This is a genomic window from Stenotrophomonas sp. 86428_Sma, from assembly GCF_056481585.1.
Map to the genome: position 1 here is coordinate 3,540,063 of NZ_CM151156.1, position 26,495 is coordinate 3,566,557.

General features: G+C 67.2%; 20 protein-coding genes, 1 tRNA gene and 1 pseudogene. 12 read left to right on the forward strand and 10 right to left on the reverse strand.

The features are described 5' to 3' along the window. Window positions 1–85: 85 nt before the first annotated feature. On the reverse strand, window positions 86–568 hold the full coding sequence (locus tag ACZK3J_RS16350; protein WP_049398704.1) for an FKBP-type peptidyl-prolyl cis-trans isomerase: 483 nt from the start codon (window positions 566–568) through the stop codon (window positions 86–88). A 73-nt stretch (window positions 569–641) separates the two neighbouring features. Here ACZK3J_RS16350 and ACZK3J_RS16355 point away from each other — a divergent pair, with 73 nt between their 5' ends. Further along, on the forward strand, window positions 642–1,220 hold the full coding sequence (locus tag ACZK3J_RS16355) for a C40 family peptidase (protein ID WP_180862759.1): 579 nt from the start codon (window positions 642–644) through the stop codon (window positions 1,218–1,220). 131 nt (window positions 1,221–1,351) lie between these two features. Continuing rightward, the gene (locus ACZK3J_RS16360) at window positions 1,352–2,125 is read left to right on the forward strand and encodes a C40 family peptidase (RefSeq protein WP_005414115.1); all 774 of its coding nucleotides are present in this window, start codon (window positions 1,352–1,354) and stop codon (window positions 2,123–2,125) included. Between the two features lie 290 nt (window positions 2,126–2,415). Here ACZK3J_RS16360 and ACZK3J_RS16365 read toward each other — a convergent pair whose 3' ends face one another. Further along, window positions 2,416–3,750: a dicarboxylate/amino acid:cation symporter gene (locus ACZK3J_RS16365; protein WP_006381938.1), complete on the reverse strand. Its 1,335-nt coding sequence runs from the start codon at window positions 3,748–3,750 to the stop codon at window positions 2,416–2,418. Between the two features lie 154 nt (window positions 3,751–3,904). Between ACZK3J_RS16365 and ACZK3J_RS16370 the strand changes: the two genes are divergently transcribed. The 5 genes from ACZK3J_RS16370 (at window position 3,905) to ACZK3J_RS16390 (ending at window position 9,316) form a co-directional block, all read left to right on the forward strand. Then, a complete protein-coding gene (locus ACZK3J_RS16370; protein ID WP_032128997.1) occupies window positions 3,905–5,611 on the forward strand; it encodes an alkaline phosphatase in 1,707 nt (568 codons plus the stop codon). Then, a complete protein-coding gene (locus ACZK3J_RS16375) occupies window positions 5,608–6,153 on the forward strand; it encodes a WG repeat-containing protein (RefSeq protein WP_049460724.1) in 546 nt (181 codons plus the stop codon). Before ACZK3J_RS16370 ends, ACZK3J_RS16375 begins: the two co-directional genes overlap by 4 nt. 711 nt (window positions 6,154–6,864) lie before the next feature. Beyond that, a complete protein-coding gene (tilS, locus tag ACZK3J_RS16380; protein ID WP_478476074.1) occupies window positions 6,865–8,151 on the forward strand; it encodes a tRNA lysidine(34) synthetase TilS in 1,287 nt (428 codons plus the stop codon). Between the two features lie 36 nt (window positions 8,152–8,187). Next, a complete protein-coding gene (locus ACZK3J_RS16385; protein ID WP_005410522.1) occupies window positions 8,188–8,448 on the forward strand; it encodes an exodeoxyribonuclease VII small subunit in 261 nt (86 codons plus the stop codon). Then, window positions 8,438–9,316 carry a polyprenyl synthetase family protein gene (locus ACZK3J_RS16390; RefSeq protein WP_121504580.1) on the forward strand — a complete coding sequence of 293 codons (879 nt, stop codon included), beginning with the start codon at window positions 8,438–8,440 and terminating at the stop codon, window positions 9,314–9,316. Before ACZK3J_RS16385 ends, ACZK3J_RS16390 begins: the two co-directional genes overlap by 11 nt. 85 nt (window positions 9,317–9,401) lie before the next feature. Here ACZK3J_RS16390 and ACZK3J_RS16395 read toward each other — a convergent pair whose 3' ends face one another. Together ACZK3J_RS16395 and pmbA are read right to left on the reverse strand one after the other, a co-directional pair. Beyond that, a complete protein-coding gene (locus ACZK3J_RS16395; RefSeq protein WP_345782078.1) occupies window positions 9,402–9,773 on the reverse strand; it encodes a DUF4870 domain-containing protein in 372 nt (123 codons plus the stop codon). Window positions 9,774–9,860: 87 nt separating this feature from the next. After that, a complete protein-coding gene (pmbA, locus tag ACZK3J_RS16400) occupies window positions 9,861–11,228 on the reverse strand; it encodes a metalloprotease PmbA (RefSeq protein ID WP_277779227.1) in 1,368 nt (455 codons plus the stop codon). Window positions 11,229–11,296: 68 nt separating this feature from the next. Here pmbA and yjgA point away from each other — a divergent pair, with 68 nt between their 5' ends. Continuing rightward, window positions 11,297–11,884: a ribosome biogenesis factor YjgA gene (gene yjgA, locus ACZK3J_RS16405; protein ID WP_049462721.1), complete on the forward strand. Its 588-nt coding sequence runs from the start codon at window positions 11,297–11,299 to the stop codon at window positions 11,882–11,884. Between the two features lie 41 nt (window positions 11,885–11,925). Here the strand turns inward: yjgA and tldD are convergent, their stop codons facing one another. The 4 genes and pseudogenes from tldD to ACZK3J_RS16425 all read right to left on the reverse strand — a co-directional run bounded on the left by tldD (window position 11,926) and on the right by ACZK3J_RS16425 (window position 19,406). Next, window positions 11,926–13,371: a metalloprotease TldD gene (gene tldD / locus ACZK3J_RS16410; protein WP_121504582.1), complete on the reverse strand. Its 1,446-nt coding sequence runs from the start codon at window positions 13,369–13,371 to the stop codon at window positions 11,926–11,928. 60 nt (window positions 13,372–13,431) lie between these two features. After that, window positions 13,432–17,287: pseudogene (locus tag ACZK3J_RS16415) on the reverse strand (YhdP family protein). A gap of 30 nt (window positions 17,288–17,317) precedes the next feature. Further along, entirely contained in the window at window positions 17,318–18,805 is a 1,488-nt protein-coding gene (gene rng, locus ACZK3J_RS16420; protein WP_010482960.1) for a ribonuclease G, read from the reverse strand. Next, on the reverse strand, window positions 18,798–19,406 hold the full coding sequence (locus ACZK3J_RS16425; RefSeq protein WP_032128990.1) for a Maf family nucleotide pyrophosphatase: 609 nt from the start codon (window positions 19,404–19,406) through the stop codon (window positions 18,798–18,800). Before ACZK3J_RS16425 ends, rng begins: the two co-directional genes overlap by 8 nt. 131 nt (window positions 19,407–19,537) lie before the next feature. Here ACZK3J_RS16425 and ACZK3J_RS16430 point away from each other — a divergent pair, with 131 nt between their 5' ends. The 4 genes from ACZK3J_RS16430 to ACZK3J_RS16445 all read left to right on the forward strand — a co-directional run bounded on the left by ACZK3J_RS16430 (window position 19,538) and on the right by ACZK3J_RS16445 (window position 25,728). Next, complete coding sequence (locus tag ACZK3J_RS16430; RefSeq protein WP_006382138.1) at window positions 19,538–20,275, forward strand: SIMPL domain-containing protein; 738 nt, start codon at window positions 19,538–19,540, stop codon at window positions 20,273–20,275. A gap of 216 nt (window positions 20,276–20,491) precedes the next feature. Beyond that, window positions 20,492–21,142 carry an energy transducer TonB gene (locus ACZK3J_RS16435; protein WP_164080899.1) on the forward strand — a complete coding sequence of 217 codons (651 nt, stop codon included), beginning with the start codon at window positions 20,492–20,494 and terminating at the stop codon, window positions 21,140–21,142. Window positions 21,143–21,333: 191 nt separating this feature from the next. After that, the gene (locus ACZK3J_RS16440; RefSeq protein ID WP_032128988.1) at window positions 21,334–24,168 is read left to right on the forward strand and encodes a TonB-dependent receptor; all 2,835 of its coding nucleotides are present in this window, start codon (window positions 21,334–21,336) and stop codon (window positions 24,166–24,168) included. A 138-nt stretch (window positions 24,169–24,306) separates the two neighbouring features. Continuing rightward, window positions 24,307–25,728, forward strand: a complete 1,422-nt coding sequence (locus ACZK3J_RS16445) for a basic amino acid/polyamine antiporter (protein WP_149909443.1) — start codon at window positions 24,307–24,309, stop codon at window positions 25,726–25,728. 133 nt (window positions 25,729–25,861) lie between these two features. Here ACZK3J_RS16445 and ACZK3J_RS16450 read toward each other — a convergent pair. Both ACZK3J_RS16450 and rlmH read right to left on the reverse strand, forming a co-directional pair. After that, a tRNA-Asn gene (locus ACZK3J_RS16450) sits at window positions 25,862–25,938 on the reverse strand. 22 nt (window positions 25,939–25,960) lie between these two features. Next, window positions 25,961–26,431, reverse strand: a complete 471-nt coding sequence (rlmH, locus tag ACZK3J_RS16455; protein ID WP_005418108.1) for a 23S rRNA (pseudouridine(1915)-N(3))-methyltransferase RlmH — start codon at window positions 26,429–26,431, stop codon at window positions 25,961–25,963. Window positions 26,432–26,495: the final 64 nt, after the last annotated feature.

Genomic DNA, 26,495 nt, shown 5'->3' on the forward strand with positions numbered 1-26,495 from the left:
GCGCGCCATGGATGGCCGCGCCGTGTTCCACAAACGCAACGGCCCGCCGAAGCGGGCCGTTGCTGCCATCACGATCGCGCTGCGATCAGTGCTGGTGACCGCCGTCGCCGTGGACGTGGCCGTGGTCGATTTCTTCCTTGCCGGCTTCGCGCACATCGACGATTTCCACGTCGAAGTGCAGGTCCTTGCCGGCCATCGGATGGTTCAGGTCGACGTCGACGACGCTCATGCCGACCTTCTGCACGGTCACCGCACGCGGGCCGAAGTTGGTCTGCAGCACGACCTGCTGGCCCGGAGCCAGCTTGGTGTTGCCGAAGTGCTTCTTCGGCACGCGCTGGGACAGGCCCTCACGACGCTCGCCGTAGGCATCGGCAGCGTTGACGTCGACGCTGAAGGTCGCGCCGGCTTCCTTGTCCATCATGGCGTTTTCCAGGCCCGGGATGATGTTGCCGTGGCCGATCAGGATCGCCAGCGGCTCGCCGCGGTCCTTGGACGATTCGATCGGCTCCTGGCCGACTTCGGAAACGGTGTAGTGGAAGCGGACAACGCGGTCTTTTTCGATCTTCATGCGCAACTCTGTCTGGATCTGCCGGAGGCAGGCGGGTTGGGGCGGGTTGTCGCCCGGCGGGGACGCCGCCATCATGACGGCCAATCCTAAGGTGGCGCATTATCCGGAGATCATGCACATCACGCCAGTTTCGTCCGGCCTGCGCCGGCTCCTCGCCCCGGCCCTGCTGCTGGCCCTGCCCGTGCTGATGACCGCCTGCGGCGGCGGCAAGGCCACCCGACCCGACCCGCCCCCGCCGACCGCGAACTGGCCGAAGACCGTGCCGGACAATCCCGAGGCGGCCAACTCGGTGCTGATGCGAGCCATCAGCCTGGTCGGCACCCCCTATCGCTATGGCGGCAATACCCCCGACTCCGGCTTCGACTGCAGCGGCCTGGTGGCCTACGTCTACCGCGAGATGCTGGACCTGAAACTGCCGCGCACCTCGCGCGACCTGGCGGCGGTACAGGGCCCGAAGATCGACCCGCAGCGCCTGGCCACCGGCGACCTGGTGTTCTTCGGCAGCCGCGGCAGCGTCACCCATGTCGGCATTTATGTGGGTGAAGGGCGCTTCGTGCACGCGCCGAGCACCGGTGGCACGGTCCGGCTGGACTCGCTCAGCGGTCCGTACTGGAAGGACCACTACACCGGGGCGAAACGCGTCCTTCGCTAAGATGAACAGGCGATATGTTCAAAATTGTGACGCACATCACCGTGCAGCTAACGATTTACTAACGGAATTTTTAACTTATTGCCGCTTTTACAGGGCATGATGCCCCATCGTTTTTTTCCTGTGACCGACGCGTGACGACTGACGACCTGAAAAGCGAAGGCCAGACTTCCGTATCTTCACGTAGTGCCCGCCCGCTGTTGCTTGGCTTGGCACTGTGTCTGACCAGCCTTCCGGCCTGGTCGCAGACTGCTCCGAACCGTTCCGATGTGACCCCGGCCCCGGTGGCCGAGAGCACCGCCCGACCGGCCGCCAAGGCCGAGGCTGCCGCTCCGCAGCGCAGCCGCGTCGATGCCGCCGCCAGCGCCACGCTGGCCGCCCTGCTGCCGCACCTGGCCGCCAATGACACCATTCCGCTGATGGACCGCTCGGCCGTGGTAGCCGGTGATCTCAGCCGCCTGCTCGCCAACTACGACACCAGCAGCGCCGCCAATGGCAGCGTTGTCGGCACCGCCGCCGACAACGGCAAGGTGCAATCGCTGCTGCGCCGCGCGATGACCCTGCTGGGCACCCCGTACCGTTGGGGTGGCAGCAACCCGGACAGCGGTTTCGACTGCAGCGGCCTGGTCGGTTACGTGTTCCGCTCGGCCCTGGGCATCGAGCTGCCGCGCGTGTCGCGCGAGATGGCACACGACGACAACGCCGAACTGATCAATGATCGCACCGCACTGGCTGCCGGTGACCTGGTGTTCTTCGGCCGCAAGGGCCGCGTCGACCACGTCGGCATCTATGTTGGCGATGGCCGCTTCCTGCATGCACCGAGCTCCGGCAAGGACGTCCGCGTGGACACCCTGCTCAGCGGCTACTGGGGCAACAAGTTCATGCAGGCCCGCCGGGTCGATCTCTGATCTGACCGGTTGGCGCTACCGCGCCGCCTGACACGAGAAAGCCGCTGCCCTGCAGCGGCTTTTTTGTTGGGCCCGTAATGGTGGGTAGCTGCCGACCTTGGTCGGTACCGCCTTCATCCACGCATGGCGTGGACCTACTGACCTCTGGTGGGTGCCGACCGTTGGTCGGCACTGCGGCCATCCACGCATGGCGTGGATCTACCAGGGACCTACCCTGATCGGCACCGCGTCAGTCAGCTCCAAAACAAAAAGCCCGCCGGTCAGGGCGGGCCTTTCATCTCCACGCAACCTCAGGCGCGTGGCGGTGTCGGGTCCGGATCGTCCACGCCGACATTGCTGGACGGGTTGTCATACACCGCCTGGTCGAGCAGCCCGGTTTCCTTGGCCACGATCACCGGCACCAGCATCTGGCCCGTCACATTCGTCATCGTGCGCATCATGTCCAGGATGCGGTCGATGGCATACAGGTAGCCGATGGTCTCCAGCGGCAGGTTGGCTGCGCTCAGCACCACCGTGGCCATGATCACCGCGGTACCCGGCACGCCGGCGGTACCGAAGCTGCCCAGCACCGAGGCGATCAGCACCACCACGTACTGCTCCGGGGTCAGCGGCACACCGCTGTACTGCGCGATGAACACCGCGCACAGCGCCGGGTAGATCGCGCCGCAGCCATCCATCTTGATGCTGGCGCCCAGCGGCACCGCGAACGAACCGTAGTCCTTGTTCACGCCCAGGTTGTGGGTGATCGAGCGCAACGCCACCGGCATCGCGGCGAAGCTGGACGAGCTGACGAAGGCGACCTGCATGCCCGGCGCCGCGCCACGGAAGAACTTCAACGGGTTCAGGCCGTGCGCCAGCAGCAGTGCGCTGTAGACCACCACGATGTGCAGTGCGCAGGCCACGTACAGCGCCAGCACGAAGTGGCCCAGCGGCAGCAGCTTCTCGAAGCCGTAGCTGCCGACCAGGCCGGCGATCAGGCCGAAGGTGCCGATCGGGGTGACTTCCAGCACGAAGCGGGTCACCTGGATCATGATGTCGCTCATCTGCCCGACCAGCTTGCGCGCCTCGGTCACCTTCTCGCCCAGCTTGACGATCGCAAAGCCCACCAGGCCGGCGAAGAAGATGACTGGCAGGATCGAGCCGCGACCGGCAGCCAGCACGGTTTCACCGGCCGCATTGACCTTGGTGCCGATGCCGGACAGCGCGTAGAAGACATTGGCCGGCACCACGTCCAGCAGCACCTGCACCACACTGGGCACTTCGCGCGGCACGTAGTTGCTGGCCATCGACAGCTGCAGGCCACCGGCGCCGGGCTGCAGCACGGTACCCACGCCCAGGCCGACGCACACCGCCAACGCGGCGGTGATCACGAACCACAGGAAGGTGCGGCCACTGAGCGCGGCGACCGACTTCTGGCCGTGCAGCGACGAGATTGCGTTGATGACCGCGAAGAACACCAGCGGCACGGCGATCATCTTGATCAGGGTGACGTACAGCTCGCCGAGCGGGCCGAACCACGTTTCCGCGGCCGGGCCGAGCGCCCAGCCGGCCAGCGCGCCGAGCACGAAGCCACCGACCACGCGCTGCCAGAATGGAATCCGCAGCCAGGCAGAGACCAGCTTCATAGGCAATCCAGAGGGGAAGGAAGGGATGCTGGCACGATAGCCCAAGGCGGCCCGCAGAACGACCGCCCGGCCGGCAAATCAGTGTGTCATCGGCGTGCCTTGCGAGGGCGGGCATAATGAACGTCCCGTTACAGTTTGTGAGATCCCAGCGTCCATGCGCCGTTCCGTCTCCCTGTTGGCCGCCTGCGCCACCACCCTGCTGCTGGGCGCCTGCGCCAGCACCACCCCCGCGTCCGCCCCGGCCGGCCTGAAGGTCGCCGTCGATCCCGTTGCCCACCCGGCCGGCGAGACCCCGCAGTGGTGGTACCGCAGCGGCGCCGCCCAGGCCGCCGCCAACGGTGCGATGTCCGGTAAGGCCAAGAACGTCATTCTGTTCCTCGGCGACGGCATGAGCCTGACCACCGTGGCCGCCTCGCGCATCTACGAAGGCCAGCAGAAGGGCGGCTCGGGTGAAGAGAACCTGCTGTCCTGGGAGCGCTTCCCGGCCACGGCGTTCAGCAAGACCTACAACACCGATTCGCAGACCCCGGATTCGGCCGGCACCATGACCGCCATCACCACCGGCGTGAAGACCCACATGGGCGCAATCGGCGTCAGCGCCGGCAGCCGCACCGACTGCGCCGACAGCCTGTCCAAGGGCCTGCTGACCTGGCTGCAGCTGGCCGACAGCGCCGGCCTGGCCACCGGCGTGGTCTCCACCGCGCGCCTGACCCATGCCACCCCGGCCGCCACCTATGCGCACTCGCCCGAGCGCAACTGGGAAAACGATACCGACCTGACTGAAGCCGCCAAGGCTGCCGGCTGCAAGGACATCGCCCAGCAGCTGCTGTCGACCTCGCGCTATGGGCGCGGCCCGCTGGTCGCCCTCGGCGGCGGTCGCGGTGAATTCACCACTGTGGAAGAGCGCGATCCGGAATACGACGACAAGGTCGGCCAGCGCCTGGACGGCCGTAGCCTGGTGCAGGAATGGCAGCAGGCGCATCCGCAGGGTGCCTACGTGTGGAACAGCAAGCAGCTGGCCGCCGCCGCGAATGCGCCGGCTATCCTTGGCCTGTTCGAGCCGGACCACATGCGCTACGAGTACGAGCGCCCGCAGGATCCGGGCGGTGAGCCGAGCCTGGCCGAACTGACTGCCGCCGCGATCAAGAATCTGGCCAAGCACCAGGAAGGCTACGTGCTGATGATCGAAGGCGCGCGCATCGACCACGCCAACCACAGCGGCAACGCCTACCGTGCGCTGACCGAGACCGTGGCCCTGTCCGACGCGGTGCGCGTGGCCAACGAACTGACCTCGGCCGACGATACCCTGATCATCGTCACCGCCGACCACTCGCACACCCTGAACTTCGTCGGCTACCCGGCGCGCGGCAACCCGATCCTGGGCAAGGTGAAGGACAAGGGCGGCGAAGACGGCGCCGGCAAGCTGGACTACGCGCTGGACGGCACCGGCCAGCCGTACACCACCCTGAGCTACGCCAATGGCCCGGGCCATACCGGCAGCAGCAACCAGCAGCCGGCCGGTCCGAAGCGTTACCCGCACAACCCGAGCAGCTTCGAACCGGCCAACGGCCGCCCGAACCTGCGCGAGGTCGACACCGAGCATCCGGACTACATGCAGGAAGCACTGGTGCCGATGAAGTCCGAGTCGCACGGCGGCGAAGACGTCGGTATCTGGGCACGCGGCCCGGGCAGCAAGGCGATCCGCGGCACGCTGGAACAGAACGCGATCTACCACATGATCGTGCAGGCCACCCCGGCCCTGCGCGAGCGCCTGTGCCAGGCCGGCACCTGCGACGACAAGGGCGTGCCGGTACAGCTGCCGGCACCGACGGCCTTCGAACGCAAGGCCGAGGCCAAGTGATCGTGCGGCAGGCCCGCCCTGCCCCCGCCCGCGGCCGTTTCGCACGGTCGCTGGCCTTGTTCGGTGTGCTGGCCAGTTCCAGCGCGCTGGCGCAGGCACCGGCCTGCAAGCTGCTGACCGACGAACACGGGTTGTGGCCGCTGCCCAACTGCGAGGTGGTCGATCACCGGCCGAAGATCAGCGCCGACACGCTGAAGGACCTGAACTACGACGACCACGGCCTGGCCGTGGTGTACGCCGACCAGGGCTTCCACTACGTCAACCGCAAGGGCCGCAGCCTGCCGGTACTGACCTGGGACAACGGTCCGGAAACACCACAGGAAGGCCTGCTGCGCGCCCGCGTCGGCAACCGCGTGGCCTACTTCGATCTGAAGTTCCGCCAGGTGGTGCCCGGCACGTTCGATTTCGGGTGGCCGTTCCAGGATGGCGTGGCCGAGGTCTGCAATGGTTGCCGTCGTGGTACGCCGGATGCCGATGGCCACACTCCGATGGAAGGCGGAGAGCGGTTCCGGATCGACCGCTCGGGCCGTCGGATAAAGTAGGTTTTTCGGCAGGGCTGCGCCCTGCACCTGCAGACGCAACGGCAACGGCCGAAGCAACAGCGTGCATTCCGTGGGATGGCGGGGCACTGTGGGTTTGCGGGGACGGCGCAAGTACGTCCATGTAGCCTTGATCGCCGCATCCATGCGGCTCACACCCCGCAAACCCACAGTGCCCCGCCTCTGACAGATCTCCGCGGCTGTTGGTAGGTGTCGACCTTGGTCGACACATCTGTCAGATATCGAATGAGTCATCCACGCATGGCGTGGATCTACTGTGTCGACCAAGGTCGACACCTACCAAAGCGGTGCACGACGCCGTTCTGGCAGATCGCGGCATTCTGTCGAAGCCGGGGTGGGTCCGGTTGCGGGGGCGTGAGCCGCATGGGCCCGAGGCATGCCTCGGGCGGGTTGGGCAGGACGCCCAACCCCGGTCTTGCCGTGTGCGCAGGACTGCGCACACGAGCAAGCGGCGACCGAGCTTACATGGGTGAGGGCGCTTTGCTTGCGAAGCACGGCTTCGCAAGCGCCCGAACGCACAGCCGCCAGCGGCTGGGCCGGGCCCCGGAGGGGGACTTGCAGCGGCCCCCGCAACCGGCCCCACCCCGCCAACCCTCAGGAAACCCGCTTCTGCTGTTGCTTCGGCCGTTGCCGTTGCTTGCGCGTCTGCGGGTGCAGGGCGCAGCCCTGCCGACCAACCCTATACTTGCCGCCGTGAGTGAATTCCCTGCCCTCGTTCCGCTGGATGCGCCGCTGCTGGTGGGCTACAGCGGTGGTGTCGACTCCACCGTGCTGCTGCATTGGCTGTGGTGCTGCGCGCAAGCTTCCGGCACGGCGCTGCGCGCGGTGCACGTGCACCATGGGCTGCAGCCCGATGCAGATGACTGGGTGCTGCACTGCCAGCAGCAATGCGACGCCTGGGGCATCGAACTGGCCGTGCACCGCGTGCAGGTCGAGAACGGCACAGGCCTGGGCACCGAGGGTGCCGCGCGACTGGCACGACGCGCCGCGTTCGCGGCCGAACTGCGCGACGGCGAAACCTTGGCGCTGGCACAGCACCAGGACGACCAGGCCGAGACCTTCCTGTTGCGCGCCCTGCGCGCTTCCGGCGTCGATGGCCTGGCGGCGATGTCCACGCACAGCCGCCTTGGCGAAATGCCTCTATGGCGACCGCTGCTGGCAGTGCCACGCAGTGCACTCCTCGACTACGCCCGCCAGCATGCACTGCACTGGATCGAAGACCCCAGCAACGCCGACGACCACGCCGATCGCAACTTCCTGCGCCTGCAGGTGCTGCCGCTGTTGCGCCAGCGCTGGCCGCATGCCGCTGCGGCGATGGCGGGCAGCGCAACGCACTGCGGGCAGACCCGCGAACTGCTTGACGAGGAAGACGCCGAGCTGATCGCACACCTGGAAGTCGCTCCACGCGTGCTGTCGCTGCAGCTGCTTCGCCAGGTCTCAACGGGCCGTGCCGCACGCGTGCTGCGTGCCTGGGTGGCCGGCCACGACGCGGCACCGCTGCCGGCCACCGTGCTGCAGCAGGCGCTGGACGAGCTGCTGCCGGCCGACAACGATCGCCAGGCGCGGGTGCGCTGGCACGATCACGCGATCCAACAGTGGCGCGACCACGCCTACCTGCTGCCGGCCCGGCTGCCTGCGCTTCCCCACGAGTGGCAGGCCGAATGGGATGGACGCGCACCGCTGGCACTGCCCGATGGCGGACAGCTGCGCCTGCAGGGCACCCCGGCCTTCGATCGCCCGCTGCAGGTCCGTGCACGCGTGGGCGGTGAGCGCATTCTGCTGCCCGGTCGCCAGCATTCGCACGCGTTGAAGGACTGCCTGCAACGCGAACACCTCGCCCCCTGGCGACGCGCGCAGCTGCCGCTGATCTTTGATGGCCCGCAGTTGCTGGCCGCCGCCGACGTGGTCATCTCCGCACCGCTGCAGGCCTGGCTGCAGGCGCATGGCGCACAGTTGCAGTGGCGCCCGGGCGGCTGGTGAATTGACCCCCGCGCGCGGCCCGTCCACACTTGCCGCATGGCCAAGAAGTCCCCCGAAAACGCCTCCCCGGTCGCCCAGTTCGAGCAGTCGCTCGAATCGCTGGAGCAGCTGGTGGAGCAGATGGAAACCGGCGAGCTGAGCCTGGAAGCTTCGCTCAGTGCTTACGAACGTGGCGTCGGTCTGTATCGCCAGTGCCAGCAGGCGCTGGAGCAGGCCGAGCTGCGCGTGCGCCTGCTCAGCGATCCGGCGCAGCCGGAAGCATCCGAGCCTTTCGATCCGCCCAGCCATGACGGCTGAGGTTCTGTTCGCGCGCTGGCGCGACCGTATCGAAAGCCAGCTCGACGCCGCGCTGCCCTCGCCTGCCGAAGCGCCGCAGCGCCTGCACCAGGCCATGCGCTATTCGGTGCTGGGCGGTGGCAAACGCATGCGCCCGCTGCTGGTCTACGCTAGTGGCCACCTGTTCGGTGCGCAGCCGGAAAGCCTGGATGCGGCCGCCATGTCCGTCGAACTCATTCACGCCTACTCGCTGGTGCATGACGACCTGCCGGCGATGGATGACGACGCGCTGCGTCGCGGCAAGCCGACCACCCACATCGCCTTCGATGAAGCCACCGCGATTCTGGCAGGCGACGCGCTGCAGACCCGTGCCTTCGGCCTGCTGGCCGATGCACCGCTGCCGGCCACGCTACGCGTGGCCTGCCTGCAGACCCTGGCCCACGCGTCCGGCGCCGCTGGCATGTGCGGCGGCCAGGCGCTGGATATCGATGCCACCGGCCAGCAGCAGACGCTGGCGGCATTGACCCGCATGCATGCCCTGAAGACCGGCGCGCTGATCCGTGCGGCGGTGCGCATGGGCGCGCTGTGCGGCCAGGCCCACGAACCTCAGCTGGCCCAGCTGGACAGCTTCGCCGACGCACTCGGCCTGGCCTTCCAGGTACGCGATGACATCCTCGATGTCGAGGCCAGTTCCGAGCAGCTGGGCAAGACCGCCGGCAAGGACCAGGCGCAGGACAAGAGCACCTTCCCTGCCCTGCTCGGTATGGACGGTGCCAAGGCTCAGCTGCACGAACTGGCCGCACGCATGCAGTCGATCCTGGCCGGGTATGGCGAAGAGGCCGATGCACTGCGTGCACTGGCGACGCTGGCGGTCGAACGCGATCATTGATCGCTCGCCGGGCACCGCCCGTCGCTCCCCGCACATGAAAACGCCCGGCAATGCCGGGCGTTCTCAATTCCGCATGCCGCCGGTATTACTTGATCAGGCGCAGTGCGAACGGGTAGCGGTAGGCTTCGCCGTTGTTGGCCTTGACCGCTGCGATGATGCTGAACACCAGGCTGATGATGCCCACGATCGGGGCCAGGAACACGCCGATGATCACGATGGTCAGGATCATGCTGATGACCATGGCGATGGTCACGGTGATCTGGAAGTTCAGGGCTTCCTTGGCCTGGTCGGTCACGAAGGCCTTGCCCGCGTCATCCTTGTTGATCAGCCAGATGATCAGCGCGCCGATGAAGCCGGTGAAGATGCCCAGCAGGTGCGCGGCCAGGGCCATGGTGCGCTGGTCGGCCGGCACGTCGGTGATGGCCGGCGGCGGCGGGACGTTATCGAATTCGCTCACGACAAAACTCCTTTTCATTGGGTGGTCTTGACCCACCAGCACCAAGCTGGTTGCGTCAGGCGGGCATAGCTTACGCCATCGACGCCATCAATCATTACCGGCGATGGTCATCCGCCCCAGCAGGATCGAACCGGTCCGGATGTGCGAGCGCGGGTCGACGTCGCTGCCGACCGCTTCGATGCTGCTGAACATCTCGCGCAGGTTGCCGGCGATGGTGATGCCATCCACCGGGTACTGGATCTCACCATTCTCGACGCGGAAGCCGCCGGCACCGCGCGAGTAGTCGCCGGTCACGCCGTTCACGCCCTGCCCCATCAGTTCGGTCACCAGCAGGCCATCGCCCATCTGCCGGGCGATGTCCTGCAGGGAGCCCGCGTTGGCGGCCAGCTGCAGGTTGTGCACGCCACCGGCATTGGCGGTGGTCTGCAGCCCCAGCTTGCGTGCCGAGTAGCTGCCCAGCACATAGCGCTGCAGCACGCCGTCACGGACCAGGGCCGAAGCACGCGTGGCCACCCCGTCACCGTCGAAGGCGGCCGAGCGCAGGCCACGGCGCAGGTGGGGCAGTTCCTCGATCTGCATCCAGTCCGGGAACAGCTGCTGGCCAACGCTGTCCAGCAGGAAGCTGGCCTGGCGGTACAGGGCACCGCCCGATACCGCCGACAGCAGGTGGCCAACCAGGCTGCGCGCTACTTCCGGGGCGAACAGCACCGGCATGCTGCCGGTGGCCATCGAACGAGGCTGCAGGCGGGCGACGGTGCGCTCGGCAGCACGACGACCGACCAGGCCCACCTCTTCCAGATCCTCCCGGGCCAGCGCGCTGGTGTACCAGCCATCGCGCTGCATGCCATCGCCCTGGCCGGCGATCAGCGCACAGCCCACCGAATGATGGGTGCCACGCTCACGGCCGAAAAAGCCATGCGAATTGGCGTACACCGACAGGCTCTGCATGCTCGACACCGAGGCGCCGTCGGAATTGCGGATCTGCGCATCGGCCTCACGGCCTGCGTTCTCGCAGGCCAGGGCCAGGTCCACCGCCTCGTCGGCCTGCAGCGCCCAGGGGTGCCAGGCATCCAGATCCGGGAAATCGGTGGCCATCAGTGCGGCATCGGCCAGGCCGGCAGCCGGGTCATCTTCGGTGTGCCGGGCGATCGCACAGGCCTGCTCGACCGTGGCGGCAAGGCTGGCCTCGTTCAGGTCGCCGGTGCTGGCGCTGCCCTTGCGTTGGCCGAAATAGACGGTGACGGCGATACCGCGGTCACGGGTGGACTGCACGGTCTCCACCTCGCCAAGGCGGACATTGACCTCCAGGCCACGATCCTCGCTGCAGCTGACCTCGGCCTGGCTGGCGCCCAGCGCACGGGCGCGGTCGAGCAGCTGCTGGGAGAGGTCGGCCAGCCGTTCCAGCCGGGCCAGGCTGTCGTCGCCGACAGCGACTTCAGGGGCGATCACGTTCAATGCTTTATCCTGTACGGGTTGGGCCCGGCATCACGCCGGGCGACTTTTTTTGAGATCAGGTAGGAACGATGCGCGGACGCGACGAAGAAACCGGTGAATTCCACGACAAGAGCCGCAGCCAGAACCGGCGCGACGCGCTCGACGTCCTGGCCCTGGGCGAGAAGCTGGTGTCGTTGACCCCGGCCCAGCTGGCACGCCTGCCGATCCCGGAAGACCTGCTGCCGCATATCGCCGAGTGCAAGCGCATCACCGCCCACATCGCCCACAAGCGCCAGCTGGCGTTCCTGGCCAAGCACATGCGCCGCGAAGAAGACGCCACGCTGGATGCGATCCGCGATGCGCTGGACGCCAACAGCGAAACCGGTCGCCGTGAAGTGGCGATGATGCACCGCGCGGAAGACTGGCGCGAGCGCCTGCTGGCCGAGGGTGACAAGGCGCTGGCTGCACTGCTGGACGACTACCCGCAGGCCGACCGCCAGCAGCTGCGCACGCTGGTGCGCAATGCGCAGGCCGAGAAGGCCAGGAACAAGCCGCCGCGCGCCTACCGCGAAATCTTCCAGGTGCTGCGCGCCCTGATGCTGCCGGCCGCGCTGGGCCTGAAGGCCAGCGCCGAAGACGCCGCCCCCGTCGACAGCGACGAAGCCGACGAGGACTGAGTCCGCGCCGGCCTGGGCGGTGGCGCTGGCCATCGCCCGGCTCAGGCCTGGGTACCGCCGACCGTGATGCCCTCGATCAGCAGCGAGGGCTGGCCGACACCCACGGGCACGCTCTGCCCGTCCTTGCCACAGATGCCCACGCCCTCGTCCAGGGCCAGATCGTTGCCGACCATGCGCACCTTCTGCATGGTTTCCGGACCGTTGCCGATCAGCGTCGCACCCTTCACCGGCGCGGTGATGCGGCCATCCTCGATCAGGTAGGCCTCGGTGGCCGAGAACACGTACTTGCCGCTGGTGATGTCGACCTGGCCGCCACCAAAGTTGACTGCGTACAGGCCCTTCTTCACCGAACGGATCATTTCCTGTGGGTCGTGCTGGCCGGCGCGCATGTAGGTGTTGGTCATGCGCGGCATGGTCAGGTGCGCGAACGATTCGCGGCGGCCGTTGCCGGTCGGCGCCATGCCCATCAGCCGTGCGTTGAGGCTGTCCTGCATGTATCCCACCAGAATGCCGTCCTCGATCAGGGTGGTGCACTGGGTCGGATGGCCCTCGTCGTCGATGTTCAACGAACCACGGCGTCCGTCCAGCGTGCCGTCATCGACGATGGTCACGCCCGGGGCGGCAACGCGCTCGCCGATGCGGCCCGCGTAGACGCTGGTGCCCTTGCGGTTGAAGTCGCCTTCCAGGCCGTGGCCGACCGCTTCATGCAGCAGCACGCCGGGCCAGCCCGGGCCCAGTACCACCGGCATCACGCCGGCCGGTGCCGGAACGGCGTCCAGGTTCACCAGCGCCTGGCGCAGCGCCTCGCGGGCAAAGGCCTCGGGGCGACCGTCCGCGAACAGCTCCTCATACCCGTAGCGGCCACCACCGCCGGCATAGCCGGACTCGCGGCGACCGTTGTGCTCGACGATCACCTGCACGTTCAGGCGCACCAACGGGCGCACGTCAGCGCCCAGCACACCGTCGCTGCGGGCGATCAGTACCGTATCGACGCCGCCGGACAGGCTCACCATCACCTGCTTCACGCGCGGGTCGGCGGCGCGCAGGTAGCCATCCAGGCGCTTGAGCACCTCGACCTTGGCCTCGTTGCCGATGCCATCGATCGGGTCCAGCGCCGGGTACAGCGCGCGCGCGTTGCCGCGCAGCAGCGACCGCCCGGACTGGGCGCCACCTTCACGCGAGATCGCACGCGCCGACTGCGCCGCCGTCAGCAGCGCATCGGCATGGATGTCGTCGGAGTAGGCGAAGCCGGTCTTCTCGCCGGAAATCGCCCGCACGCCCACGCCCTGCTCGATGGAATGGGCGCCGTCCTTGACGATGCCGTCTTCCACGCTCCAGCTCTCGCGGCGGGCATGCTGGAAATAAAGGTCGCCGAAGTCCACACCGGGGCCGAGCAGCTGGCCGAAGGTGCGCTCCAGGCCAGCGGTATCCAGGCCGCCGGGGCGCAGCAGGCGGTCTTGGGCAAGCGTCAGGGCGATATCAGTCATGGTTCTCGATCTGGGGATGCGGGGGCGCTCAGGCAAGCCCCGTGAACAGGAAAGCCGCGCTCAACGCGAGCGCGGCAGGCCGGTGACGGTCGGCGGAATGGCCGGCGCCGGTGTCGGTACGGGTGGCGGAGCCTTGTCGCGGCTGCGCTCGATCACTTCCACCTTCGGTTCCTTCCATGGACCGGTCACCTTGTAGGTACGGGCGCCAATCTCGCCCAATGGCTTTGACAATACCGCATTGGTGGCCGCGCCCAGCGCCGCCCCCACCGGGCCACCGGCGACCGCACCCACCACGGTCAGCAGATTGCCTGCACGCGGGTTGACGTCGATGGTCTGGTCAAACTGCTGGTTGCGCAGGTCGGCCTGGCCGCGGATGGTGATGTTGGCTGCCGGGCCTTCGATCAGCACTTTGTCGGTGCGTGCCATGCCCTGGCCAAACTGCATGCTGCCGTCGATCTGGTTGAACGCGAAGCCCTTGGAGAAGAAGTCGCGGAAGTCGAACATCAGGCGCCGCGGCAGCTGGGTGACACTGAGCAGGCCCAGCACCCGGCCGGCGCCCGGTTCCAGCTCCAGCAGCTGGCCGTTGCGCGCGTGCAGGTCCAGGCGGCCCTGCAGGTTGCCCAGCTGGAAGTCCGACGGCCCCCCCACTCCACGTGGCCTGCAGCTGCGCCTGGCCGGAACCGCCACGCAGCTGGCCGCCGTAGTCGAGGTTCTGCATCAATCCGCCCAGGTCCTCGCTGCGCACCTGTGCGGTCAGCTCGGTGCGGCCACCACCGGTGCGGCCCAGCCAGCGACCGCTGATGTCGATCTCCTGGTCGGGCGCACGGAAGCGCAGCTCGTCCACGTTCAGGCCATTGGCCAGCGGCCGCGTACGCAGTACCGCCTGGCCCAGCATCACCTTGCCGAACTTCAGGTCGGCGATGTCCAGCGCGAACGGCGGCAGCTTGGCCGGGTCCATGTCGTTGGCGCCGGCCTGTACCCGTGCCGGTGCGGCCGATGCACCCGGAGCCGCCGGCAGGGATTGCCAGTGCACGCGGTCGAGCTGGCCACTGATGGTGCCGCCATCTGCATTGGGGACGGTCAGGCGCCCGGCCAGCGACGGGCCGTCCAGGCGCACATCCAGTGCCTGCGCGCCCGGGCGCAGCTGCAACCGGGTCTGCTCGAACACGCCACCGATCAGCTTCAACTGGCCGACCTGCACGTCCACCGCACGCAGCGGCATGGCGTCGTCATCACTGCCACCCCGCGCCAGGCTGATCCATTCCAGGGCGTCCAGGGTCGGGCTGCGGCCATTGACGGTCAATCCGCTCGGCGGCGGCTCGCGGTCGACATGGTCGCTGCCCAGCGTCACCTGCACACCCGTCTGGTTGTTGTGGCTGCGTGCGGCCAGCGCCAGGCGCTGGCCGAACGCCACGTCGATGCGGCCGGCCCCCATCGGCAGCTGTGCAGCCACGGTGGTCGCCAGCGGCTCGGCAGCCGGTTTGTCCAGCGGCGCCGGCAGGTCCAGCCGGGTCCCGACCAGATCGGAGCTCAACCGCAGCTCGCTGGGCGGCGCAGGCGCCCCTGGAGCGACCTTGGGCAGGCTGACCGCGATGGTCCACGGCGAGGTTCCGGTGATGTAGGGCTTGAGCCAGGCCATCTCCGGCGCGCGGTCGATCAGCACGCCAGCATCCAGCGTGGCCGACAGCTGCGATTCGAAGGCCAGTCTGCTGTCGTGCACGTAGCCACCGGCACGCAGGCTCAGGCGACCGTCCTGGCCAAGGTGGCGCACCGACAGTGTCTCGGCATCGAAACCGCCATTGCTGTAGCGCGCCTGCCCCTGCATGTTGTCGAAGGCGAGCTGGAAGCGCTTGTCGACCAGCTTCACGCCGGCCAGATCGACCGTCCCCTGCAGGTGGCCGCCACCATCATCGTGGTGCAGTGGCTGCAGCAGATCGAAGGTCACATGCGCCGGGCCGGCAGCGGTGAGGTTGTCCAGGGTGTCGCCATAATCCTTGTGCAGCGGGCTCTGCCGCAGCATCGCCAGCAGCTTGCCCGCCTCGCTCTGCGCATCGGCGCGCACATACAGCGGCTGCTGCCCGAAATCCGGAATGCCCGCCTCGAACTTCTGCACCGCCACACCGGCCAGATCGCCGCGCCCATGCATGTCGAAGCCGGGGCCGATGAAGGCGATATCGGCGTCGACCTGGCTCATCAACGGCCAATCGTGCTGGAAACGGATGTCACCGTTGGTGATATGGCCGGTGGCCTCGAAGCGGCCATCGTTGTTGTCGAACGGCCAGTCGTCCAGGTCGCCACTGACCAGGCCGATGCCATTGCGCACCTGGCCGCCGGCCAGCGCCATGTCCAGCCAGTCGGTGGCGCCCTTGCTCATCTTGGAGTGGATCCAGAAGCGCTTGGCCGCGGTCATCGGCACGTCGTCCAGCTTGGCCGCCAGCTGCAGCCACGGCCGCGTACCGTCCCCCTGGAACCAGACCCCGCCGCGCACGTCGGCCGCATAGTCGGTGCCTTCCACGCGCATCGCCGCAGTACCGATACGCCAACCACCGCCCTCGTCGCGCCAGCCCACCACCTGTCCCGCCAGATGCAGGTCATGACGCACACCAAAGCCGGTCGGCCAATCGAACTGCAGCTGCCGTTGCGGCTGCAACTGCAGGCTGAAGCCATCCGCGTCGCCTTCGAAGCGCCCGCCCAGGCCGCGCAGGCCGGGCGAATTGCCCACGCTGGCGAAGCCCAGCGACTGCAGTTCGCCCTGCGCCCACAGTGGGCCATCGCGATCGCCCGCCAACTGCAACTCGCGCACATCCAGCTGCGGCCTGGACAGGAACAGCCAGCGACGCAGGCCCGGTTCGAGACGATCGCTCAGGGCCAGCGCACGCAGCGCGGTGCCGGCCTGCACTTCGCCAGAACGGACCCGCAGCTGCTTGCCAAGCTGCAGCTGCAGGCCATCGAGCTGCTGCTCGCCCTCTTCGGTTTTCAGGCGCAGGCGCGGCACCTGCAACGCCCAGCCATCAGCCTGGCGCTGCCAGCGCAGGCGTGCCTGCAACCGCTGCAGCTGCAGCTGCGGAGCCGCCATCGAGGGCATCGGTGCGCCATCGATGCGGACATCACGCAGGTCCGAATCGGTGGTCACCGCCACCGGTGCGAAATCGCGCAGGGTCAGCCACAGGTTGAGTTCGCCCTTGCCTTCGCGCAGGCGCACACCGCCGGCCGCCAGCAGCGGCGACCAGGCATGGAAATCGACCGGATCGGCGCCCAGCCAGGCCTGGCCATTGCCGCGCACGCGGTCCACGTCCAGCACCGCCGTCAACGGCAGCGCTTCGGTCTGGGCCCAGGCACGCACGCCTACACGCAGGCGGTCGCCATTGACCCGCAGGCGCACGTCGATGCGTGGCAGCGTGGTGTCGATTCCCAGCCCCGGCGCATGCACGCCCAGGCGGCCTCCGATCACCTGCAGTTCGCCCAGCCGGCGCAGCGCATCCAGCGGGTCCCCGCCATTGGCGGCCTGCGGCAGGCCGCGTACCGACCAGCGACCGTCCTCGCCCTGCTGCAGGTCGAGCGCCAGGCCACGCAGGCGCAGCTCGGTCAGCGACCGGCCAGGCAACAGGCCGCTGTACATCGATACCAGCACTTCGGCCTCGCCGATCGCCAGGCCCTGGCCGGCGCCGATGCGCAGGCCCTTGAGCTGCAGCAGCGGGCCGCGCCGGGTCCAGGCGGTCTGCAGCTGGTCGAAACGCACCGGCTGGCCAGCGCGTTCACTCAGCCAGGCGGCAATCCTGTCGGGATGGCGCTCGGCCAGCGGCAGCAGCTGGCTGAAGGTGCCCACCAGCAGTGCAAGCCCGACCAGGCCCACCGCGCAGGCGGCAATGAAATGACGGCGGATCCTTCGCAGTCGCAGGCGCGGCGGCGCGCTCATCGGCCACCGCCGGCCTGCGGCCGGCGAGGATCAGAGCAGAACGACATCGAATTGCTCCTGCAGGTACTGCTCGTCCGCCTGGAAGCGGATGCTCTTGCCGAGGAATTCCTCCAGCTCGGCCACCGCCGCGGATTCCTCGTCGGTGATGCGCGCGACCACCTTGGTCGACGCGATCACCAGCAGGCGCGCGGCATCGAACTGGCGCACGGCACGGGTGATCTCGCGGAAGATCTCGTAGGTCACCGTCTCGGTGGTCTTGATGCTGCCGCGGCCGCTGCACTGCGGGCAGGTCTCCGACAGCTGGCGCTCCAGGCTTTCCACCGTGCGCTTGCGGGTCATCTCCACCAGGCCCAGTGGCGAGAAGTCGTACACCGTGGTCTTGGCATGGTCGCGGGCCAACGCCTTTTCCAGGGTGCGCAGCACCTGGCGGCGATGCTCGGCATCGTCCATGTCGATGAAATCGATGATGATGATGCCGCCCAGGTTGCGCAGCCGCAGCTGCCGTGCCACCGCCTGTGCCGCTTCCAGGTTGGTGCGGAACACCGTCTCTTCCAGGTTGCGCTGGCCGAGGAACGAACCGGTGTTGACGTCGATGGTGGTCATCGCCTCGGTCTGGTCGATCACCAGGTAGCCACCGGATTTCAGCGGCACCTGCTTGTCCAGCGCGCGGCCGATCTCGTCCTCCACCCCGAACATGTCGAAGATCGGGCGATCACCGCTGTACAGCTCGATCTTCTCGGCCAGCACCGGCATGTACTTGGCAACAAAGGCCTGCAACTGCGCGAAGGTCTCCTTGGAGTCCACCTTCACCTTGTCAACGTCCTTGCGGATCAGGTCGCGTACCGATCGCAGCGGCAGGCTCAGGTCTTCATAGATGTTGCTGCACGAGGCCGCTTCGCGGCCACGACGCTCGACCACGTTCCAAACGCGCGACAGGTAGGCGATGTCCTCGGCGATGGCCTCTGCCGGCTGGCCCTCGGCATTGGTACGCACGATGTAGCCGTAGCCCCCGTGCTGCGCCGACAGTTCGGTCACCAGCGCCTTCAGGCGGGCGCGCTCGGTTTCATCCTCGATGCGTGCGGAAACGCCCACGACCTTGGATTGCGGCAGCAGCACCATGTAGCGCGAGGGAATGCTGATCTGGGTGGTCAGGCGTGCGCCCTTGGTCCCGATCGGGTCCTTCACCACCTGCACCACGATGTCCTGGCCGTCGCGCAGCAGCTCGACGATCGGCACGCTGGATGGCGGCGGCAGCGTGGTGTTCTCGGTATCGGCACTGGCCACCGGCGCCGGCCGCACCACATCGTTGGCATGCAGGAACGCGGCACGCTCCAGCCCGACTTCGACGAAGGCGGCCTGCATGCCGGGCATCACCCGCTGCACCTTGCCCTTGTAGATGTTGCCGACCACACCCCGGCGCCAACCGCGCTCGATGTGCAGTTCCTGCAGCATGCCGTTCTCGATCACCGCGACCCGGGTTTCGCGCGGGGTCACATTGACCAGGATTTCCTCAGACATCGGCAGCCTCCCTGGCGGCATCGGCAGTTGTGGCCGGCACGCCGCAGCGCGCCAGCAGACGATCGGTATGCAGCAATGGCAGCCCCATGACGCCGGAGTAGCTGCCGGAAAGATGTTCGATCCAGCGCTCGGCCCCGCCCTGGATGGCGTAGGCCCCGGCCTTGTCCAACGGCTCGCCGGTGGCCACGTAGGCGGCGATGTCGGCAGCGTCGATCGGGGCGAAGGTCACTTCGGAAATGACCAGTTCGCTGTCCAGCCCGTCCGCGCCGACCACCACCACGGCGGTCATCACCTGATGGGTACGCCCGGCAAGGCGCGCCAGCATCGCCCGCGCATCGGCGGCGTCAGTGGGCTTTCCGAACACGTCGCCATCCAGCACCACCTCGGTGTCCGAGCCGAGCACGCGCGCCTGCGGGTCATCGGCCAGCACCCGGGCCAACCCGGCGCGCGCCTTGTCGGCGGCGACCCGGCAGACATACTGTTCGGCGCTTTCAGCGGGCGCGCGCTGCTCGACGACCTCCAGGTCCAGGGCCTGGAAGGGGCGTCCGAGTCGGGCCAGCAGCTGGTTGCGTCGGGGGGAGCGGGAAGCAAGATAGAGCATCGGCACAGCATAACCTGAGGCCGCCACCTGAATCGTCGGCAACCCGTCCCGGAACGTGCGCAACCCCGAACGGGCTCACAGCGCGTTCATCGCTACGACACCACCCTCAACGGCACAACAAGGAGTTCTCCATGCGCCTGACCGCCACCCCGCTGCTGCTCGCCCTGTCCCTCGCCCTTGGAACCTCGATGACCGCCCATGCTGCCCCGTCGTCGCCGTCGATCGCCGCCCCGGCCGAAGGCACCCTGCTGAACATCTCGGCCAATGCCGAGGCGACCCGCGTGCCGGACGTGGCCACCCTGTCGGCCGGTGTGGTCACCCAGGCCGCCGATGGCAACAGCGCCATGCGCCAGAACGCCCAGCAGATGGACAAGGTACTGGCCGCGATCAAGGCCGCCGGCATCGCCGAGCGCGACGTGCAGACCAGTGGCGTCAGCCTCAATCCGCAGTACCGCTATGCCGACAACGAAGCACCGAAGATCACCGGCTACCAGGCCAGCAACACGGTCAGCCTGAAGGTGCGTGACATCGCCAAGCTGGGCAAGGTGCTGGATGCACTGGCTGCGCAGGGCGCCAACCAGATCAACGGCCCCAGCTTCGAGATCGACCAGCCGGAACCGGTCTACGACGAAGCCCGCCTGGCTGCATTGAAGAAGGCCCAGGCCCGCGCCCAGACCTATGCGAAGTCGCTGGGCCTGCAGGTGCGCCGCATCGTCAGCATTTCCGAGAACGCCGGCGGCGGCTACCGCCCGATGCCGATGATGCGGGCCATGTCGGCCGGCGCGGCGATGGACAAGGCCACCCCGGTCGCACCGGGTGAATCGACCGTCTCGGTCAACCTGGACGTGGTGTTCGAACTGGGTCGCTGATCCCGTTCGCCATTGCCGACAAAGGCGGATCCCGCAGGGGATCCGCCTTTTTCATGCCCATAGCCGGCGTTGGCTGAAGGCCAGCCCAACGATCGCCCCCCTGCCTCTAGGCAGTGGCTGCCCTGTCGCGCTACTGATGGACTGCCAGCCGCGTGCGGCAACCCCGCCACGGGCCCTGGTGCGTTGAGGACTTCGTCACTGGCATGGAGGTGGACCATGGTTCGTACGTATCCCGTTGCATCCCCGCACTTCGACCCCGCCCGCGTTGCCGCCTGGAGCGCGGCCATCGCCCTGCATCTGCTGGCCTTCCTGTTGCTGCTGATCCCGGCGACCTACCAGGCCGTGCAGGTCCCACGTGACAAGACTGCGGTCAGGCTGATCGAGAAGATCCCGCCACCGCCCACGCCGCCGGTTCCGATCCTGCCGAAAGAGATCGTCCAGGTGGTGCCGAAACCCCGGACGCAGCCGGTAGCACCGCCACTGCCTGCACCCACCGCGACCGTGGAGGAGACCCAGGGCATCGCACTGCCGGCCGCCGAACCGGCCCCGCCCCAGCTGGCACCGAGCATCGATACCTCCACGCCTCTGGCCGGCGCCCAGCTGCAGTACCGCAGCGCCCCGCCGCCGGCCTACCCGCTGGCGGCACTGCGCAACCGCGAGCAGGGGACGGTGCTGTTGCGGGTAGAGGTGGACTCCCACGGGCAGCCGGCGGTGGTCAGCATCGAGCGCAGCAGTGGCTCGCGCAGCCTGGACCAGGCCGCACGCCAGCAGGTGCTCAGGCACTGGCGCTTCGAGCCGGCCCAGCGTGATGGCGTGGCCGTGCCGGCCATCGGCATGGTGCCGGTGCAGTTCTCGCTGCCGGACTGAGGTGATCGCCGGCCCGGCTGCTTGCCGGGCCGGCGCTTCCGTCCGGGCGGGTACGGACGGAACAGGATCAACTGTTATTGATTAAGCAAAAATTCACGACTTCGTCACCTGTCGGAAACCTAGATTGGTCCGTCCCGGAATCTTCCGGAGACAGCCCTCAACGCTACGGTTTTCCAGTTAGGAGAGAAGCTGTGAAACACCTGATCCAACGGCCCGCCAGCCGCCGCCGCACCACCCTGGCATCGTCCATCACCCATATCCTTACCGGCGGCACGCTGCTGCTGGTTGGCGCCGTGGCTTCCACCTCCGCTTTCGCGCAGGAAAAGGCCACCAACCTGGACCGCATCACGGTCACCGGTTCGAACATCCCGCGCACCAACACTGAAACACCGTCCCCGGTGCAGGTGGTGACCCGCCAGGAAATCGACCGTACGGGCAAGACCACGGTTGCCGAGTACCTGCAGACACTGACCGCCGACGGTTCCGGCTCCATTCCCAAGACCTTCGGCAACGGCTTTGCCGGCGGTGGTGCCGGCATCTCGCTGCGCGGCTTGGGCGCGGGTTCGACCCTTGTCCTGTTGAATGGTCGCCGCATGGCCACCTACGGCCTGGCCGATGACGGCCAGAAGGTCTTCACCGACCTGAGCACCATCCCGCTCGACGCCGTCGAACGCGTGGAAGTGCTGAAGGACGGCGCCTCGGCGATCTATGGTTCCGACGCCATCGCCGGCGTGGTCAACATCATCCTGCGCAGCGACTTCCAGGGCGCGATCCTCCGGGGCTCCTACGGCCTGTCTGGCGACAGCGATGGCGACGCGAAGAAGGCGACCCTGACCGCCGGTACCGGCGATCTGGCCACCGACGGCTGGAATGCCTTCTTCAGCCTGGATGTGGCAAAGACCGACGCGATCAAGATCAGTGATCGCAAGAACCGCAAGTGGATCGGTACCGGCGATACCCGCCCGTGGGGCTATGGCAACAACGCCCAGTTCCTCGGCGGCGCCTTCCTCAGCGGCAAGACCCGCGGCGGTGTTGGTCCGAACGGTTCGGTGTATGACGATCGCAATGTGACCAAGGACAATCCTGCCTTCCTGGTCGCATTGCCGGGCTGTGCTGGCCTGACCACCATTCCCGGCCAGACCGAGGCTACTGCACAGGCGCAGGGCTGCCTGTGGGATCCGAACCAGCTGTATCGCGATCTGACCCCGGAAGAGAAGTACGTCAACGTGTTTGGCCGTGCCAGCTTCGCGTTTGGTGAAGGTGGCGAGATCTACACCGAAATCGGCTACTCGAAGAAAGAGACCACCTTCAGCAACACCCCGTCCGGCGTATCCGGCAGCTGGGGCTTCCCCGAAGGCCCGGTCAACGGCAACAGTGGCCCGGGCGCAGTGGTGCTGGGCCCGAATCATCCTGACAATCCCATTCCCGGCCAGGCCTCGCGCCTGCGTTATTCGGCGTGGGATGTCGGTCCCCGCGTGACCAACAACACCAATGAGTTCACCCGCTTCCTGGTCGGCGTCAAGGGCAACTGGGGCGACTGGAGCTACGACACCGCCTATCTGCACTCGGGCACTGATCTGGTCAACAAGCGCACCGGCTTCCTCAACTACGACAACGTACGTTGCGCATTGGCCAACCCGAACTGCGCCGGTGGTGTTTGGCGCATCGGTGACAACGCGGGCATGAACTCGCAGGCGTTGTACGACTTCATCTCGCCGGATATCAGCGCCCGCGCCAAGTCCAGCCTGGACATGTTCGACTTCACCGTGTCGCGCAGCCTGATGGACCTGAAGGGTGGCCCGCTGGGCCTGGCATTGGGTACCGAATGGCGCAAGACCAGCAACAGCCTGACCCCGCAGACCTACACCGACAAGGGCCAGATCATCGGCCTGGGCTACTCGGCCTACGACGGCACCCAGAACGTGTACGCAGGCTACGTTGAGCTGTCTGCGCCCGTGCTGGAAACCCTGGAACTGTCCGGTGCGGTTCGCTACGACAAGTACGAGAGCGGTGAAGGCAAGGCCACGCCGAAGATCGGCATCAAGTGGACCCCGGCCGACTGGATCGCACTGCGTGGCAGCTACGCCGAAGGCTTCCGGGCACCCAACCCGGCCGAGAACGGCGATGGTGGCCTGGCAGCGTTCTCCAACGCGTCCGATCCGGTACGTTGCCCGAACGGCAACCCTGCACCGGGTGCCACCGGGGATGACTGCGGTGCCCTGCCGGTGGCCATCATCACCCGCCCGAACAAGGATCTGAAGCCGGAAGAGTCCAAGAGCTACTCGGTGGGTATCGTCCTGCAGCCGACGTCCACGACCTCGCTGACCATCGATGCCTGGCAGATCAAGCGCACCAACGAAATTGCCCAGGGCAGCACCTCCGAAGCCATTGCCGCCGGCAACGTGTTGCGTGACAGCAACCTGCTCAACGGCGTGCCCGGCACCGGCAGCATCCTGGCAGTCAACACGCAGTACATCAATGCCGCATCGACCCGGGTCCGGGGTATCGATACCGATATCCGCCAGACCTTCGACATCGGCCCGGGCCAGCTGGAGATGGACCTGCAGTGGAGCCATGTGCTCAAGTTCGAGCGCACCGATGCCGACGTGACGGTTGACTACGCGGGTACTCACGGCAACTGCGACGTGACCAACTGCATCGGCACCCCGAAGGACCGCATCAACTTCGGCACCACCTGGAGGCAGGGTCCGTGGAGCGTCAGCGGCGTTGCCAACTACATCTCGAAGATGGACAACAAGGACTTCCGTGGTCCGAACGGCTCCTATCTGTTCGCGTATGCAGACGGAACGGACGTCAAGAAGATCTCCTCGTTCACCACCTTCGACCTGTCGGGCCGCTGGAACATCACTGAAGCCTTCGAGTTGAACGCCTCGGTGCAGAACGTGTTCGATCGCATCGCGCCGCTGGATCCGTCCACCTACGGCGGTGTCAACTACAACCCGCTGCACTTCAGTGGTGCCATCGGTCGCTACTTCACCGTCGGTGCCAAGTACACCTTCAAGTAATACAGGCAATACACTTCAACGCAGCAACTTCGAAGGCCCGGGCAGCTGCCCGGGCCTTCGTCGTTCCGCCCCTTGCAGGCATGTTCACGGGCACATGGCTACCGTGTGCACGCGGCATCACCGCCGCAGGGGATCTGCATGGCCGCAACTTCGCAACGCCTGGGCCTGCCCGCGTTGACTGCACTGGTGGTCGGCTCGATGGTCGGCGCCGGCATCTTTTCATTGCCGCAGAACGTGGCGCGCAGCGCCGGGCCTGCCGCCGCGCTGATCGGCTGGGCCCTGAGCGGCGCGGGCATGCTGATGCTGGCCTTCGTATTCCAGGCGCTGGCCAACCGCCGGCCTGATCTCGATACCGGCATCTACGCATACGCACGCGAAGGCTTCGGCAACTACATCGGCTTCTCCGCTGCGTGGGGCTACTGGGTTGCCTCGGTGCTCGGTAACGCCAGCTTCTTCGTGCTGATCTTCAGTGGCCTGGGCCACTTCATGCCCGTGTTCGGCGAAGGCAATACCCCGGCCGCCGTGGCCGCATCGTCATTGCTGTTGTGGACCGTGCACCTGTTGGTGCTGCGTGGCCTGCGCACTGCAGCCATCGTCAATGGCCTGGTGACCGTGGCCAAGCTGCTGCCCATTGCGTTGTTCCTCATCCTGGCCGCCGGCGCGTTCCGCATGGACGTGTTCGGTGCCGATTTCCTGGGCACGCCCGCACTCGGCGATCTCGGCCAGCAGCTGCGCGGCATGATGCTGGTGACCGTATGGGTGTTCATCGGCATCGAAGGCGCCAGCATCTACTCGCGGCGCGCCGCACGCCGTGCCGACGTGGGTCGCGCCACGGTGATCGGCTTCCTCGGCGTGTGGCTGCTGCTGGTGCTGGTCAGCCTGTTGTCGATGGGCGTGCTGTCGCAGGCGGAACTGGCCGGACTGCCCAATCCGTCGATGGCCTATGTGCTGCAAGCCATTGTCGGCGAATGGGGCGCGACGGTGATCATCATCGGTTCGATCATCTCCGTTCTCGGTGCATTGCTGGCCTGGGTGCTGCTGTGCGCCGAAGTGCTCTATGCCGCCGCGGGTGACGGCACCATGCCGGCCTTCCTGGGGTGTGAGAACGCGCGCGGCGTGCCGGCCAATGCACTGTGGTTGAGCAACGGGCTGATCCAGTTGTTCCTGCTGCTGGTGCTGGTCAATTCCGGCAGCTATACCGGGCTGGTGCTGCTGGCCGCGTCGATGAGCCTGGTGCCCTACTTCCTGTCCACCGCGTTCGGTGTGCAGCTGGCCTGGCGTGGGCAGGCCTATGCCGGTGAACCAGGCGTGCGCTGGCGCGATTTCGTGGTCGCACTGCTGGCCAGCGCCTATGCGCTGTGGCTGGTGTATGCCGGTGGCCTGGACAACCTGCTGCTGTCGGTGCTGCTGTACGTGCCCGGTGTGGTGCTGTTCGCGCTGACCAGGCGCCAACGCGGCGAACAGGTATTCACGCGTTGGGAGGGGGTGCTGTTCGCTGCGATCCTGATCGTGGCGATCGCCACGCTGGTGGCGTTCTGGCGAGGCAATCTCGCGCTGTAGACCCGAGCCCACGCTCGGCTGGTTCATCCGCAGCAGCCGAGCATGGCTCGGCTCCACAACAGCAGTCGCGCAACCTCGACGCTACAAAGACGCAAAAAAAAAACCTGCATCTCGCGATGCAGGTTTTTCAAGGTGGCGCCCGAAGTTGGACTCGAACCAACGACCCCCTGATTAACAGTCAAGTGCTCTAACCGGCTGAGCTATTCGGGCAGACGACTAGTATAACCACTCTTCACGCGCGATGGTAGGGGTGATTGGCAATCATTGCGGCAGCCCGATACAGCTGCTCGGCCACCACCAGGCGCACCAGCATGTGCGGCAGCGTCAGCGGGCCGATCGACCACTTCTCATCGGCCAGCGCGGACACCTCCGGCGAATGCCCTTCCGGGCCACCGATCAGGAACGCCAGGTCCCTTCCCTGCCCGCGCCAGTGTTCCAGGCGCTGCGCCAGCTGTTCGGAACTGAGCTGGCGGCCCGGCACGTCCAGCGCCACCACATAGGCATTCTTCGGCAGCGCAGCGATGACCCGCTTGCCTTCATCTTCGGTGGCGCGACGCGGATCGCGCCCCTTGCCACGCAGGCCGGGCTCGATTTCCACCAGCTCGAACGGCAGCCAGTGCGACAGCCGCTTCTGGTACTCGGCGAAGCCCTGCGCCACCCAGCTGGGGGCGCGTTCACCGGTGGCGATCAGGCGGGCTTTCATCAACGGTCCTCCAAAACGTCGACGGCGCCATCGGCGCCGTCGAAGGGATGCATCAACGCGTGGC

Excerpts from the sequence above, each read along its gene's own strand:
- ACZK3J_RS16350 (WP_049398704.1), bottom strand. The coding sequence starts at position 568 with ATGAAGATCGAAAAAGACCGCGTTGTCCGCTTCCACTACACCGTTTCC.
- ACZK3J_RS16355 (WP_180862759.1), top strand. The coding sequence starts at position 642 with ATGACGGCCAATCCTAAGGTGGCGCATTATCCGGAGATCATGCACATC.
- ACZK3J_RS16365 (WP_006381938.1), bottom strand. The coding sequence starts at position 3,750 with ATGAAGCTGGTCTCTGCCTGGCTGCGGATTCCATTCTGGCAGCGCGTG.
- ACZK3J_RS16370 (WP_032128997.1), top strand. The coding sequence starts at position 3,905 with ATGCGCCGTTCCGTCTCCCTGTTGGCCGCCTGCGCCACCACCCTGCTG.
- ACZK3J_RS16385 (WP_005410522.1), top strand. The coding sequence starts at position 8,188 with ATGGCCAAGAAGTCCCCCGAAAACGCCTCCCCGGTCGCCCAGTTCGAG.
- ACZK3J_RS16390 (WP_121504580.1), top strand. The coding sequence starts at position 8,438 with ATGACGGCTGAGGTTCTGTTCGCGCGCTGGCGCGACCGTATCGAAAGC.
- yjgA (WP_049462721.1), top strand. The coding sequence starts at position 11,297 with ATGCGCGGACGCGACGAAGAAACCGGTGAATTCCACGACAAGAGCCGC.
- tldD (WP_121504582.1), bottom strand. The coding sequence starts at position 13,371 with ATGACTGATATCGCCCTGACGCTTGCCCAAGACCGCCTGCTGCGCCCC.
- rng (WP_010482960.1), bottom strand. The coding sequence starts at position 18,805 with ATGTCTGAGGAAATCCTGGTCAATGTGACCCCGCGCGAAACCCGGGTC.
- ACZK3J_RS16425 (WP_032128990.1), bottom strand. The coding sequence starts at position 19,406 with ATGCTCTATCTTGCTTCCCGCTCCCCCCGACGCAACCAGCTGCTGGCC.
- ACZK3J_RS16430 (WP_006382138.1), top strand. The coding sequence starts at position 19,538 with ATGCGCCTGACCGCCACCCCGCTGCTGCTCGCCCTGTCCCTCGCCCTT.
- ACZK3J_RS16435 (WP_164080899.1), top strand. The coding sequence starts at position 20,492 with ATGGTTCGTACGTATCCCGTTGCATCCCCGCACTTCGACCCCGCCCGC.
- ACZK3J_RS16445 (WP_149909443.1), top strand. The coding sequence starts at position 24,307 with ATGGCCGCAACTTCGCAACGCCTGGGCCTGCCCGCGTTGACTGCACTG.
- rlmH (WP_005418108.1), bottom strand. The coding sequence starts at position 26,431 with ATGAAAGCCCGCCTGATCGCCACCGGTGAACGCGCCCCCAGCTGGGTG.